This is a genomic window from Lapidilactobacillus gannanensis (assembly GCF_003946675.1).
Taxonomy (GTDB): domain Bacteria; phylum Bacillota; class Bacilli; order Lactobacillales; family Lactobacillaceae; genus Lapidilactobacillus; species Lapidilactobacillus gannanensis.
In genome coordinates, this window is the sequence record NZ_RHOT01000051.1 from 1 (window position 1) to 13,184 (window position 13,184).

Annotated in this window: 14 protein-coding genes and 1 pseudogene; 3 read left to right on the forward strand and 12 right to left on the reverse strand. The window is 40.7% G+C overall.

All coding sequences use genetic code 11. From position 1 onward, the window contains the following. Positions 1-167 precede the first annotated feature (167 nt). Both EKM81_RS10340 and EKM81_RS10345 read right to left on the reverse strand, forming a co-directional pair. Positions 168-626, reverse strand: coding sequence for an 8-oxo-dGTP diphosphatase (locus EKM81_RS10340; RefSeq protein ID WP_125651407.1), 459 nt, complete (start codon positions 624-626; stop codon positions 168-170). A 58-nt stretch (positions 627-684) separates the two neighbouring features. Continuing rightward, positions 685-1,275, reverse strand: coding sequence for a peptidylprolyl isomerase (locus EKM81_RS10345; protein ID WP_125651409.1), 591 nt, complete (start codon positions 1,273-1,275; stop codon positions 685-687). Between the two features lie 849 nt (positions 1,276-2,124). Between EKM81_RS10345 and EKM81_RS10350 the strand changes: the two genes are divergently transcribed. Next, the gene (locus tag EKM81_RS10350) at positions 2,125-2,757 is read left to right on the forward strand and encodes an NAD(P)-dependent oxidoreductase (protein ID WP_125651411.1); all 633 of its coding nucleotides are present in this window, start codon (positions 2,125-2,127) and stop codon (positions 2,755-2,757) included. Positions 2,758-2,927: 170 nt separating this feature from the next. Here the strand turns inward: EKM81_RS10350 and EKM81_RS11610 are convergent, their stop codons facing one another. The 7 genes from EKM81_RS11610 to EKM81_RS10385 form a co-directional block, all read right to left on the reverse strand. Beyond that, entirely contained in the window at positions 2,928-3,014 is an 87-nt protein-coding gene (locus tag EKM81_RS11610) for a type I toxin-antitoxin system Fst family toxin (RefSeq protein WP_125651422.1), read from the reverse strand. Between the two features lie 326 nt (positions 3,015-3,340). Further along, the gene (locus EKM81_RS11615; protein ID WP_125651422.1) at positions 3,341-3,427 is read right to left on the reverse strand and encodes a type I toxin-antitoxin system Fst family toxin; all 87 of its coding nucleotides are present in this window, start codon (positions 3,425-3,427) and stop codon (positions 3,341-3,343) included. A gap of 326 nt (positions 3,428-3,753) precedes the next feature. Next, a complete protein-coding gene (locus tag EKM81_RS11620) occupies positions 3,754-3,840 on the reverse strand; it encodes a type I toxin-antitoxin system Fst family toxin (protein WP_125651424.1) in 87 nt (28 codons plus the stop codon). A gap of 184 nt (positions 3,841-4,024) precedes the next feature. Next, the gene (locus tag EKM81_RS10370; protein ID WP_125651413.1) at positions 4,025-4,930 is read right to left on the reverse strand and encodes a N(4)-(beta-N-acetylglucosaminyl)-L-asparaginase; all 906 of its coding nucleotides are present in this window, start codon (positions 4,928-4,930) and stop codon (positions 4,025-4,027) included. 143 nt (positions 4,931-5,073) lie between these two features. Further along, the gene (locus EKM81_RS10375) at positions 5,074-6,045 is read right to left on the reverse strand and encodes a ribose-phosphate diphosphokinase (RefSeq protein WP_125651415.1); all 972 of its coding nucleotides are present in this window, start codon (positions 6,043-6,045) and stop codon (positions 5,074-5,076) included. A 992-nt stretch (positions 6,046-7,037) separates the two neighbouring features. After that, positions 7,038-7,391, reverse strand: a complete 354-nt coding sequence (locus EKM81_RS10380) for an iron chaperone (protein WP_379880094.1) — start codon at positions 7,389-7,391, stop codon at positions 7,038-7,040. 12 nt (positions 7,392-7,403) lie between these two features. Beyond that, positions 7,404-8,249 (reverse strand): alpha/beta hydrolase, encoded by an 846-nt coding sequence (locus tag EKM81_RS10385; protein WP_125651427.1) that lies wholly within the window; start codon positions 8,247-8,249, stop codon positions 7,404-7,406. Between the two features lie 218 nt (positions 8,250-8,467). Between EKM81_RS10385 and lepB the strand changes: the two genes are divergently transcribed. Both lepB and EKM81_RS10395 read left to right on the forward strand, forming a co-directional pair. Next, the gene (lepB, locus tag EKM81_RS10390) at positions 8,468-9,046 is read left to right on the forward strand and encodes a signal peptidase I (RefSeq protein WP_125651417.1); all 579 of its coding nucleotides are present in this window, start codon (positions 8,468-8,470) and stop codon (positions 9,044-9,046) included. A gap of 292 nt (positions 9,047-9,338) precedes the next feature. Then, positions 9,339-9,821 carry a hypothetical protein gene (locus EKM81_RS10395; RefSeq protein ID WP_125651418.1) on the forward strand — a complete coding sequence of 161 codons (483 nt, stop codon included), beginning with the start codon at positions 9,339-9,341 and terminating at the stop codon, positions 9,819-9,821. Between the two features lie 130 nt (positions 9,822-9,951). On the opposite strand, the gene efp is transcribed toward EKM81_RS10395, so the two are convergent. From efp to EKM81_RS11675, 3 genes and pseudogenes are all read right to left on the reverse strand, one after another. Next, positions 9,952-10,515 (reverse strand): elongation factor P, encoded by a 564-nt coding sequence (gene efp / locus EKM81_RS10400; RefSeq protein WP_125651429.1) that lies wholly within the window; start codon positions 10,513-10,515, stop codon positions 9,952-9,954. A 400-nt stretch (positions 10,516-10,915) separates the two neighbouring features. Continuing rightward, positions 10,916-12,928, reverse strand: a complete 2,013-nt coding sequence (locus EKM81_RS10405; protein WP_125651420.1) for a WxL domain-containing protein — start codon at positions 12,926-12,928, stop codon at positions 10,916-10,918. 131 nt (positions 12,929-13,059) lie between these two features. Further along, positions 13,060-13,184, reverse strand: a pseudogene (locus tag EKM81_RS11675) (IS30 family transposase); the annotation flags it as partial.

Here is a 13,184-nt window from a genome sequence, read left to right on the forward strand (position 1 = left end):
ACTGAAAGGATGTTTTTTTCGCTAAAGCTTCTCTGACCCCCACAAGTAAAACTTGTGGTTGCATTTCTACATAAGAACGCAAAAATGCCGAACAATTCTAACGAATTGTTCGACATTTTACGTTAATGCTCACCGGCTGACCGCCTTTTGTCACATGCTATTTATCTTTAATTGAATTCGGCTGGACTATCTTCATCATCATAAATCACTTCTGATAAATTGGGATCATTAAAAACTTTGATGAAGTCCGCCAAGGCACCAGCTAGTTCGAGCTTAGCAAATTCGGTTTTTTTCATCCAGAAAATTTCGCCTTCACGGCCGGAACGAATTTCACCGCTAAAGTCTGAGGTGCGATAAAAATAAATCACTCGTCGAAAAGGTGCGCCTAAAATCGTTTTGTCTGGATATTGGCACAAACCAACTGACTGTAAATGCTTAATTGTCAGGCCGGTTTCTTCCTTAACTTCGCGAATTGCCGATTCAACAAAAGATTCGCCAGGCTCTACATGTCCACCAGGAAAAGTTATCCCCGGCCAATCTTTTTTACGTCGACTTTCGACGAGGACTTTATCGTCAGATTCAATCATGACCAAATTTAAAAATAATGCCGGTTCTGGTAGATGCATACAGGAACCTCCTCAATTGTGATGACACTAAGTATAGCGCCCGACTTAATAAAATTGCTTATTTTGCTGGTGTGATGGTAACTGATTCAATGACAACATCTTCCTTAGGCTTGTCACTACCATCGCGGTTAACCCGCGAAATCTCTTGGACCACTGCCATCCCATCAATAACTTGACCAAAAACAGTATGACGATGGTCTAACCAAGGTGTGCCACCATTTTTGTAAGCCGCAATAATTTCTTCAGGATATTGGGCATCACGCATACTTTGTAGCATCCGCTTAGGCATATTCGCATTAGAAACAATGAAAAATTGACTGCCATTAGTATTAGGACCAGCGTTGGCCATCGACAACGCACCAGTTAAATTAAACAGTTCATCAGAGAATTCATCGGCAAATTCACCACCATAAATACTCTCACCACCAGTACCAGTGCCAGTTGGATCACCACCCTGAATCATGAAATCAGGAATCACGCGATGGAAAATAATCCCATCATAATAATTTTTGTTAGCTAAACCAATAAAATTAGCAACAGTTTTAGGTGCTTGATTATCAAATAATTGAATCTCAATCACCCCATGATTAGTTTTAATCGTTGCTTTACTACCAGTCGCATTTGCTAAATCTAATTGTGGATAAGTCATAAATGCCTCCAAATATTTTAATCAGTAGCTACATTCTAATACAAACAGAGTGTACAGGGCAACGGTCTTTTGGCGTAGCCTAACTTCAATTATTTGATTGAGCGGCAAGACCGATCGAACAAATAATTAAGTTAGGCCTAGCCATTTGTTGCCCGAAACACGTTTCAAACAGAGTGTGCAGGGCAATGGGTTGCTTGCGTAGGCTAATTCCAAATATCTGATTAAGCAGCGCTAGCTGATTGAGCAGATATTTGAATTAGCCATAACCAGCTATTGCCCGAAACACGTTTTAAACAGAGTGTACAGGGCAATGGTCTTTTGGCGTAGCCTAACTTCAATTATTTGATTGAGCGGCAAGACCGATCGAACAAATAATTAAGTTAGGCCTAGCCATTTGTTGCCCGAAACACGTTTCAAACAGAGTGTGCAGGGCAATGGGTTGCTTGCGTAGGCTAATTCCAAATATCTGATTAAGCAGCGCTAGCTGATTGAGCAGATATTTGAATTAGCCATAACCAGCTATTGCCCGAAACACGTTTTAAACAGAGTGTACAGGGCAATGGTCTTTTGGCGTAGCCTAACTTCAATTATTTGATTGAGCGGCAAGACCGATCGAACAAATAATTAAGTTAGGCCTAGCCATTTGTTGCCCAGAACACGTTTCAAACAGAGTGTGCAGGGCAACGGGTTGCTCGCGTAGGCTAATTCCAGGCTGAACTTAAATAACTTTTAACATTAATAATTTTCAACGCTGATTTTATTCTTTTACTTGTCAAAAATAAGTTTTTCGCCTATGATTAAGGAGGATGAAACCGTTACCAAGTCTAATATATTGAGGAGTCTTCACTTATGAAAATTGGAATTATTGGTGCCACCGGCCATGTTGGTCACTTTCTGACTGAAGAGGCATTACGGCGTGGCCATGAAGTTGTTGGCATTGTCCGTCATGTGCCAGAAACAGCTGAACCAAATTTACATTTCTTGAATAAAGATTTGTTTAATTTGACCACAGAAGATGTGCAAGACTTCGATGCATTAATTAGTGCATACAACGCACCTGCTAATGAAGAACCTTTGCATTTGGAAGCCATGAAACACTTAGTTGAAATTCTCGCTGGTACTAATGTGCGCCTATTAGTTGTTGGTGGTGCCGGCAGTTTGTATGTCGACAATAAACTTGAGCAGCGCCTCTTTGAAACTGATAATTTCCCTGATGATTTTAAACCAACTGCTGCTAACATGAGCAAGGGATTAGACTATCTGCGCAATGTCGAAAATATTCGTTGGACTTATTTGAGCCCTTCGAAAGATTTCTTAGTCAATGGTGCGCGTACTGGCCACTACAAAGTCGGTCAGGAGCAATTATTGATTAGTAAATACGGTAAGAGTGAAATTAGTATGGCTGATTATGCCATTGCTGTACTAGACGAAATCGAAACACCACAACATCAACAACAGCGTTACACAGTTTGTATGGTGTAATAAAGTAATTAACTGAGCATCATTTGCTTTATTTACCAGCTGATGTTATAGTATAAGTATAATTTTGTTGAACATAGACCACCAAAGCCACCGACTAGTGCAATAGTCGGTGGCTTTTTTTGCGAGCAATTATGTAATTGAACGGGTGAGGCTAATGTTGCCTACGCTGACTACTTGCGATGATGATTACTTAGCCAGTAATTATACGTCGCAAGAACCACACCAACAATGATTGGCGCAATAATTTTGTCAAACATAAACTCACCTCCCTCACGTTGATAAATTCTTCCACAACGTGTGGATTGGGCAACACATTCATTATGCCAGATGTTCAGCCAATTGTGTAGATGATAACTAGCATTAGCAAAGTTATTACGTCAGCCATGCTTGTTCAACAAAGTTGGAACCAATTTCTCGCGACTAGCGCTAAGTATGCTTGCTGTAGCAGTAGATCAATGCTATACTATAAGTATAATTTTGTCGAACATGAATCACCAAAGCCACCGACTATTGCCGTAGTCGGTGGCTTTTTTTGCGAGCAATTATGTAATTGAACGGGTGAGGCTAATGTTGCCTACGCTGACTACTTGCGATGATGATTACTTAGCCAGTAATTATACGTCGCAAGAACCACACCAACAATGATTGGCGCAATAATTTTGTCAAACATAAACTCACCTCCCTCACGTTGATAAATTCTTCCACAACGTGTGGATTGGGCAACACATTCATTATGCCAGATGTTCAGCCAATTGTGTAGATGATAACTAGCATTAGCAAAGTTATTACGTCAGCCATGCTTGTTCAACAAAGTTGGAACCAATTTCTCGCGACTAGCGCTAAGTATGCTTGCTGTAGCAGTAGATCAATGCTATACTATAAGTATAATTTTGTCGAACATGAATCACCAAAGCCACCGACTATTGCCGTAGTCGGTGGCTTTTTTTGCGAGCAATTATGTAATTGAACGGGTGAGGCTAATGTTGCCTACGCTGACTACTTGCGATGATGATTACTTAGCCAGTAATTGTATGTCGCAAGAACCACACCAATAATGATTGGCGCAATAATTTTGTCAAACATGAAATCACCTCCCCCACGCTGATAAATTCTTCCACCACGTGTGGACAGGCACCAGTTACATTATGCCAGATATTGCATCAATTGTGTACCTATAAACTAATGATTCAATTAGAAATTATTAGTGAAGTGACTGCAAAAAAATAGCCGGCGGACTGTCGACTATTTCTAAGTGACACGAATAAGTCTAATTCATTGGCGTAATCACCGTGTTATGTTCGGGACCGGGATTTGCCAAATACACACGTTCTCCTTGGTGATCATTGGCGACGCTGAAAGTAAATTCAACGTTAGTCGCCACACCCCACTCGCCATTTTTGTTCATAGCAATCAATGACATGGCGCCGCACTTACCATAACGTTGGGCTAATTTATCGGCAAAATCATAAACTGCTTGGTCACAAGCCGCTTGTGGTGTCAGGCCAGTACTCATGAGGCGGACAATCTCATATGACAGACACCCTTTCATTAAATCTTCGCCAAGTCCGGTGGCGCTAGCACCACCAATTTCACTATCAACATAAAATCCTGAACCTGACAACGGTGAATCGCCAACCCGACCTGGCTTTTTCATAAATAAACCAGACGTTGACGTGCCAACGGTCATTTGACCAGCCGTATCTAAAGTCACGGCACCCACAGTATCATGACCATCGTAGGGACTCAAATTATTGGCAGCGACTTCTTTGACACGCTCAGCCCAATCGTCATGAGCTTTTTTGGTTAACATATTTTGTTTGGCAAAGCCCGCTAGTGATGCATACTTAGTGGCTCCAGCGCCAACACGAAAACTATTAAACTGTTCGTCACTTAATTTGCGCGCCACCGAAATCGGATTAGTCACGTCCTGAATGCCGGCAACACCACCAATTTTAAAAGTATTGCCATCCATAAAAGCTGCGTCCATTTCGAGAACGCCCGCTTCATTCGGCAAGCCACCATAGCCTACTGATTGATAATCAGGACAATTCTCAACTGTTTGAATTAGACGTTCCACAGCATCTCCAGCCGTTGCCCCATCTTTTAGCATTTCACTGGCAGTTACAACCCCATCATGAGCCATTTGCCAAGTTGCAATAACTCCCCAATTCATTTGTGCACCTCATTTATTTTGATAGCGTTACCACCATTATTATACCGAACATTTATCAAAAAAGGGGCATTTCAAACACTAAAAAAAGAGTGCTGCCAACGACTGACATCACCCTTCTTCATTCATTACTCAACAGTTAAAAATTAATGTTTACCATCAAATAAGGCATGAATTGATTCATTATTGTAAATTTTTTCGATTGCATTAGCAAACAAATCAGCCACTGACAAACGAACTAATTTTGGAAATTCTTTTTCTTCGGGAACCCGAATTGAATCAGTGACAACCACTTGTTCAATAATTGACTCCTGTAATTTTTCAGGTGCACCTTTGGAGAAGACCGCATGGGTGGCACAGCCATAAACAGCTTTAGCACCAGCAGCCTTTAAAGAGTTTGCGGACCAAACCATCCGATTAGCAGTATCAATCAAATCATCAGCAATAATGCAAATACGGCCGTCAACATCACCAATAATGTCCAAAGGATCAACACTAGGACTACTATCACGCTTGTCAACAATTGCAATTGGCGCGTTCAAGTATTCTGCCAAAGCCCGCGCCCGTTTAGTCGAATTATGATCAGGTGCGACCACAACGATATCATCTTTTTCTTCTAAGTGTTTCTTTTCAAAATACTTAGCTAATAAAGGTAATCCTTGTAAGTGATCAACTGGAATATCAAAGAAACCTTGAATCTGATCTGCATGTAAATCAAGTGCAATCACACGATCAGCGCCACCACATTCAATTAGATTAGACACTAATTTAGCTGTAATTGGTTCACGAGAACGAGTTTTGCGATCAGCCCGAGAATAGGCATAGTATGGCATCACCACATTAATCGTATGGGCACTAGCACGCCGTAAAGCATCCAACATGATCATTAATTCCATGAAGTTCTCATTTACTGGATCATCAACAGACTGAATCACGAAAATATCATCACCACGAACAGTTTCATCAATGTTAATTTGAATTTCACCATCCGCAAAGTGCTTAACTGAAGTTGACAATAATGGTGTCCCCACAGCCTTCGCAATAGCTTCTGCCAATGCATAGTTACCATTCAACGCAATTAATCTCATTGCGTGTCGATTATTTGCTCTTGTTGCCATATGTTCCTCCAAATAGCTTTAACTGAATTTAAAAATCCATCCGTTTAATTATCACCCTTCATTATAAGTGAAAACCAAGCTCATGACTAGTACAATTTCAAGAGTGTGAGGAGCAGCGGATAGTTGGCGTAGGATAACTTCAATTATTTGATTGAGCTGGTGAAACCAGATCGAGCAAATAATTAAGTTAGGCGTAGCCATTTGGCATCCCGAACACGTTTCAGCACCACAAAAGCTAAAACCTGGTGAAGTTTTTGAAACGGAAACGGTTCTGACTGCATTCCGGGCTGCGGGTTGTGGAACGCGGCCGGGATTGATTTGAGCTTATTGCTACGCAACAATCTCAAATACAACCCTTTGTCTAACTGCTAAAGCAGTAAGACAAATTTGGCTGCTACTCGCAAGCTCGGGCGCAAATAAAAACCATTGGCTGACAACCCGGTCCCTCCATTTCGTCTGGAGTTGAGTTGGTGACCTTTACCCTGTTAGTGATTAAGGCAGTTGCAGCAAGATTGAGCAACTTAATTCACTCAGCAGCAATAATTGAATAGTACGATAAAAAAATAGCCTGTATGATATCTTTCAATTCCATCTCGAAAGATTGTCACACAGGCTTTGTTGGTCACTGCAAGCTGGTTTTCTTACATTGGTGCTCAGTTCTGTTAGTTTTATCTGTTGGTTGCTGGGCGATTGGCGTCAGGTAAGGGGCTTTCTTTGCGTACGAGCGATTTTGCGAGAAGCAGTGAAATTATTCTTAACGGTTTACCGTTTAGAATAAGGCTTGTATTTAAGATTTTTCGCAGAAAAAGCTTAAATCAACGCCCACGCCGTTCCACGCCCGAAAAATCGCCCAGCAACCACCTTCTTAAATTGGGGAAGACTTGGCACTATTTTACGTTCCGCACCCCGGCGGCCGTAACGGAGTTGTTATCTATTCTGCCTTAAACTAACTTTAGACTTAACACGCTGATTGCGTTCGCAAAATCGCCCAGCTACTTCGCTAATACCTCGGCTCGGCGCCATAAAGCAATTTTTTGAATGAGATCGTATGGAATTGGTTGATCATATGGGAATTGAATTGCCCCCTTACTCGTCTTGTATCCGGCCAATTCCTTGGCAAAGTGCACAATTGCACTCGGCGTTGGATAAATTTCCAAATGCTTCTGAGCGCAAGCAAAATGAATTAAGTTCTCTCGATAATAATATGTCGGCATCCCATATTTCATTGTTTCTTCAGCCTCCGGTAAACTAGCCAACATAATTTCTCGAATTTGATTTAAAACATCCTGTCGCTCACGAGGACAGTGTTGAATATATTCAGTGACCGCTTGGTTTTGCGTCATCATAGTGCCTCTTTCCTACTTGTTCCACAAGAATTTAATTAAGATTTGATCAACTTGTTGATTTTCATGTAACTTGCTGTGCTGGGCATCAGGACCAACAATTCGCTGCTCTTGATATGATTTAGCCTGGTCCGCAACTAAATAACGCAATGATTGTGAGGAAGCATTGCTCACTGCCCCATCAGAATGGGTGCCATCGTCCAAATCACCGAAAATATTCAAGACTTTGACTGACTGATAAACTGATGATTGACGCAATCTTTCCAATTCACGATAATTCGCGTTTGTCTTGGCTGGTTGACCATTGGCTGCTAATTCCATTTGATTGGGTTGGTCATCCCGACCCAAAATACCATTAAAATGACCCGCAATAACAACTTGCTTCTGAACTTGCGGTAACTGCTTATTATCGGCATAATCCAACATATAAAATGTGGTGGCCATATTTCCCATGGAATGGCCTACTAAATTAACCTTTTGAATATGATCACGTTTCTGTAACGCTTGTAAAACATTCCGCGCCCATTTACCACCTTGATGGTAGTCAGGATTCTTATTATCGATAAATCCAACTTCGACAATTGGATGCCGATCCTTGGCTGAAAAGTTCCCCTTCAAAGTTACTTTACCATTCGCGGCAACCTCTGCTTGAATCACTGTTTTCGTGACACCCGCCTTAACTGCGGCATTAGCCATTTGTTGCTCAGCATTAATACTACTGCCATACCCGTGAAAAAAGAGCGTCGGTACAATTTCACTGCCCGCTTTTTTTGAAACCGCAGCTGTTTTTGCTGAACAACCTACTAATAACAAGACCAAGCTGCTTAACACAAGCAGCAATCCGAAAACTTGTCGTTTCATTTTCATTATCATTTAATCATCCCCAATTCTGCTTTCATTTAACCCCATCTCTACCCACCCGTCAATTGAGAAGACTCCGAGTGAAATAATCATGAAGTTACTCTAAAGTTTCAATAAGATGTGGCGAAATAATTGCTTTTTCTTGGTGAAAATTAGACAATGATAATATGAAATCGTAGTGAAAATAACTGCGAAACAATTTTATTGGGGTAAGCTAAATGACAAACGGACAAGATACAACAAACAAAGGTCAGAAAAAAGAAGAAACTAGTTTCATTAAATGGCTATTAGAATTAATTATTATTGCAATCGTCATGTTTACTGGGGTCAATTTACTGTTCAATTATGTACTGGCTAAAGATGTGGTTACTGGTCCTTCAATGCAACCCACATTTTATGATGGCGATCGTCTGATCACTTACCGTCTTGGCAAAATCAAACGCGGTGACATCGTTGTTCTGAACGCGCCTGATGAACCAGGAAGTCTCTATATCAAACGAGTAATTGGCTTGCCCGGAGACAAGGTTTACGCTAAAAACGATCAGCTGTATGTTAATGGCAAGAAATTGAACGAATCTTATTTGTCTGAGTACAATACTGGCAATGATTTCACTGAAGATTTCTCTTTGCAACAACTCTTTAATCGCAACACTGTACCAGCTGATAGTTACTTCGTGATGGGGGATAATCGACCGGTTTCGAAAGATAGCCGTAAAATTGGCTTCATTAAAAAATCCTCAATCAACGGCGTCGTTAAATTGCGATACTGGCCACTGAACCGCTTAAAGATATTTTAATTATCATCACTATCAAGCAGCTGTCCTACTCTGAATTGAGTGGACAGCTTTTTTATATCGACAATAATAGCCAGTGAAATATTGATTCTTCGCAATTAATTATTCTTTAATGATGATTTTTTTGTTATACTTGTGAATAAATCGAATTTAAAGGAAGCTTGGACTATGGCCACTGACACACCCAACTTTACCAACGCGTCCACACTTAACTAAGGTAACCTGGAGTTGCCTCATCAGCTCATTATTGCTTTTCATAGCCGATTTTATTTTTCGCTGGCAAGAACGTAGCGTTTTGGAAGCTGGACTTAATCAACAATTGTTAAAATCAAGTGGTGAAAAATTAAAACGGCTTAATTTAATTCAAGTTCAGGATTTGATTTTAACCATTGCTTTGATCCTATCCATTCAAGCACTAGTCGAGCTAGTGATCAAAAGCATTCGCGTTGCCAACTATTTATTAACTTTGCGAATCACTGCTGTTTTAGTGCTCCTTGCAATTCTTTATTTCTCTTTCACACCAACGGCTTCAATTTATAAAGAAATGGCCCACAACCTGTTTGGCAGTTTCGACCAACTATTTTTACCGCTAGTAATCGCCCCACAAGTTTCAAAAATTGGCAGCTGTCTCTCAATTTTAAAATACGTTTGCTTTACATTGGCAGTTCTCAGCATTCCACCATTTAAACCTCTGATTTCCCCTTGGACCGCCCAAAAAATAAAAACTAATCAGCAGACAACTGATGGGCAGAATCCTTGTGATCAAACGAGAACTTAACTGAAATACCCTGATCCTCGTCGCGTCATCTTTTCGGTAGTGCTTGTCAAATTTGACCATAAAAAAACAGTGCCTAGTTGTGCATCACTTTAATTGAGTGAACCAACTAGACACTATTTTATTTGACGAATTATTTTTGAGCACGACCGCGATATGAGTTATCGCTTGTGTTAACTTGAATCTTTTCACCAGCAGAGATGAAGTCTGGCACGTTAACGACTAAACCTGTTTCCAAAGTAGCAGGTTTGCCACTACCAGTTACAGAGCCGCCCTTGATTGAAGGTTGTGTTTCAGTGACAACCAAATCAACTGTTCCTGGCAAAGTAACCCCGATGACTTCAGAACCATAAAATTCAATTTCTACAGTCATGTTTTCCAACAAATAATTCATTTCATGGGCGATTGAAGCCACTGGAATTTCATATTGTTCGTAAGTTTCCAAATCCATGAAAACTGCCATGTCATTTTGTGTATATAGATATTGAACTGATTTGCGTTCAACAACTGCTAATTCGATTTTTTCACTAGGACGCATGGTTGTTTGAATCGTTGAACCAGCGCGCACATCATATAATTTCACCTGCATCACTGTATTACCTTTACCAGGTTTATGGTGATTACTCTCGATAACTTTAATGAGCTTGCCGTCCTTAACGAAGGTCATGCCTGCCCGTAAACTAATTGCTTCTGTCATGATAACTACCTCTCGTTCAATCAGAATTTCTTGACCAGCCCCCAAAAGAACTGAACCAAGCATGATATGTCAATCCTCCTGATTATAACATTGAATAGCTTAAGTTGCGAGGTGGGATGGGCTTTTGGCGTAGTGTAATTTCAATTAATTGATTGAGCGGTGAAACCGATCGAACAATTAATTAAATTACACATAACCATTTACCAGTGTGAGCACGTTTAAGTTGCAAGGTGCAGTGGGAGACTGCGTAGGGTAATTTAAAATTGCGAACGCCATAATAAGTTGCCCCATTTTAATTACCATAATTACCCTAGTATTTTCTAATTAGCTTAGTGGCAAACTCAAATAAAAAGATACCAGACACAAACAAACTTGCGTCATGGTATCTTTGTTAGTCTACTTATAGTGCTGGTGAAGTTGGCGTGCTGGAAGTTAAGTTCCATGTAATTGTTGAGGTGAAGCCAAGGTTTTCTTGTAATTGTGCCGTTGGATTAGTGCCAATCAACAGATTCGCTGTCACCGGAAACTCGCCAGAAGCATGTTGGGTGTTATTAAGAACCGCATATTCAGTACCATCAGCATTAATCACTGGTCCAGTATCAGTCAAGCCATTAAGTCGTAGCCCTAAATTATTGAAAGTCTGACCATCACGATCAGCAAACGGTGCCATTTCGGCAGATAATTGCCAGTCCTGATCATTAGGCCGCGTATCCATAATCGATAAGGTGTTTTCCGTGTCACCTTGGGAAACTGGTTGTTTTCCAGGTGTCGTTAAATTACCGTTATAAATTTGAGCCGCCGTGACACCAACAAAAGTAAAGTTTGGTACTGCTTCTAAAGTAAGGTTACCGATTCGGCCACGAACCTCAATCTGGGCAAGATTAGTCGTAATGGTAATTGGATTCTTTTTATAATTCAAAGTGATTGTTAGTTGCGCATAGAAATCATCATTCATGCTGGTAGCAACACTGGCAGCGTTAAAGAACACTGCTCCTGGCGGAATAGTCAATAGTTGTGTTGTATTCAGCTCATTAGGATTAGTGAACTGTCCACTACCATTAATTGCTCCAGGAATATCTGCACTAACAAACTTTCCCTTATCATTCTTATAGAAGTATTTCCAACTGTAATTAGCAGATGGTGGCGCCTCTAAACCATCCTGTTCATCCACATCGCTTTCATAAAACTCTTTCGTGATTTTATCCAAGCCACTAACACTCCAGGTCATTCCATAAAGCTCCGCCTGATCTATGGCAATACTCTTAGCCTTGAGGCCACCCACATAAACAGTGGTGTCCGCATTTAAGCCATTCGTATTAGCTGCTAAAGTTATCGGCAATCCAGGATTTTCTGTACTGGTATTAATATTTGAAGCAATAACTGATTTGTTGACATTGAAATCAACAGAACGACCAGCATTCGGTTCAAAATCGACTTGACTGTTGTCATCCCAAGCAACCACACTGGTGGAATTAGATGGTGTTAGATTAGCCTTTGCTTCATAATCCATCGATGGAAAGACAACCGGCGATTCCGGTGTAATACTCAAGTCCGTTGCTGGTACTTCACCTTCAAGAACAACCACCTTTACCAATTTAGAATAGTAGTTAGTCCCCAGTAAAGAACTTTTCGTGTAACGAAATTGGAAATAATAGTAGCCTGGTTGCAAAGCATTGCCATCAACATAACGAAGCTTAGCGTTATAACGACTGCTTATTAAGCCATTGGCAGTTGTCTTGACAGTAGGTGTCTCACTCCGATACCAAGATTTTGTAGTTTGATTGTATTCCCACATATAACCCTCAATCTTAGGATTACTGCCAAGAATGGGAATCCCCATTTCAATTACTTGACTGTCTAAATTCACTTCACTACCTTCAACAACATATTGCTCCGTTTGTGGCTGATTAATGAAACCATTACGAAGGGCAACTATAAAAACCATGCCCTTACTGCTGGCTTTTTTAACACCATCAGCAGATGTTGGTGCGGCTGGTTCTCCCTCAAGAGCTGCTTTTGAATCTTTATCCGCTGCCGGATCCACTTCTGTCTCTGTTTCAGTCTCTTCAGAGTTTGCAACTTCAGTTTCATTCTCAACCACATCATTTTCACTGACTTCCTCAGTTGGATTTTCACTAACTGAACCATTGTCAGTAGTGTTTGATTCATCATTAGCTTCATCTTCTATTGATGATGCTTCCGAACTAGAATCAGAAGTTGATTCAGAACTGGGAGTACTATTAACAGCCTGATTGATTTGCTCAAGCTGCCCAGATTCAGCAATCGCACTATTAGCGACAGTTTGGGTTGATAAAGCACTTCCTGCAATCACATTTGGTGTCACTTGACCAATAATTGCGCCTAAGAGAACCAGTGTTACTATTAACTTACTTATTTTTTGCCAGTAGCTCACAACTAATCCCCCCACGCAATTAGACTGATCACAATTTTAATAAATTCATCCGACTGAATTCAGATTTAATTTTTCCCCGAATTGTCAAATCAAGTGCAACACTTCCGACCTATTCTTAGTTATTGGTCTGGTTAATCAAAGTCTGGCAGGACTGCGATTGCCGATTGATAGTTGAGAATCTTTCGTGGTCTTTGGTTCAGAGCGTTTTGGATTGCTTGAATCCCTGTTAAGGTCAATTGGCGCATTGAGCAGCCTT

What these genes read in the sequence shown, in the direction of transcription:
- EKM81_RS11615 (WP_125651422.1), bottom strand. Translation starts at nt 3,427, where the DNA reads ATGTTTGACAAAATTATTGCGCCAATCATTGTTGGTGTGGTTCTTGCG.
- EKM81_RS11620 (WP_125651424.1), bottom strand. Translation starts at nt 3,840, where the DNA reads ATGTTTGACAAAATTATTGCGCCAATCATTATTGGTGTGGTTCTTGCG.
- lepB (WP_125651417.1), top strand. Translation starts at nt 8,468, where the DNA reads ATGACAAACGGACAAGATACAACAAACAAAGGTCAGAAAAAAGAAGAA.
- EKM81_RS11610 (WP_125651422.1), bottom strand. Translation starts at nt 3,014, where the DNA reads ATGTTTGACAAAATTATTGCGCCAATCATTGTTGGTGTGGTTCTTGCG.
- efp (WP_125651429.1), bottom strand. Translation starts at nt 10,515, where the DNA reads ATGACAGAAGCAATTAGTTTACGGGCAGGCATGACCTTCGTTAAGGAC.
- EKM81_RS10345 (WP_125651409.1), bottom strand. Translation starts at nt 1,275, where the DNA reads ATGACTTATCCACAATTAGATTTAGCAAATGCGACTGGTAGTAAAGCA.
- EKM81_RS10380 (WP_379880094.1), bottom strand. Translation starts at nt 7,391, where the DNA reads ATGATGACGCAAAACCAAGCGGTCACTGAATATATTCAACACTGTCCT.
- EKM81_RS10350 (WP_125651411.1), top strand. Translation starts at nt 2,125, where the DNA reads ATGAAAATTGGAATTATTGGTGCCACCGGCCATGTTGGTCACTTTCTG.
- EKM81_RS10340 (WP_125651407.1), bottom strand. Translation starts at nt 626, where the DNA reads ATGCATCTACCAGAACCGGCATTATTTTTAAATTTGGTCATGATTGAA.
- EKM81_RS10385 (WP_125651427.1), bottom strand. Translation starts at nt 8,249, where the DNA reads ATGAAACGACAAGTTTTCGGATTGCTGCTTGTGTTAAGCAGCTTGGTC.
- EKM81_RS10375 (WP_125651415.1), bottom strand. Translation starts at nt 6,045, where the DNA reads ATGGCAACAAGAGCAAATAATCGACACGCAATGAGATTAATTGCGTTG.
- EKM81_RS10370 (WP_125651413.1), bottom strand. Translation starts at nt 4,930, where the DNA reads ATGAATTGGGGAGTTATTGCAACTTGGCAAATGGCTCATGATGGGGTT.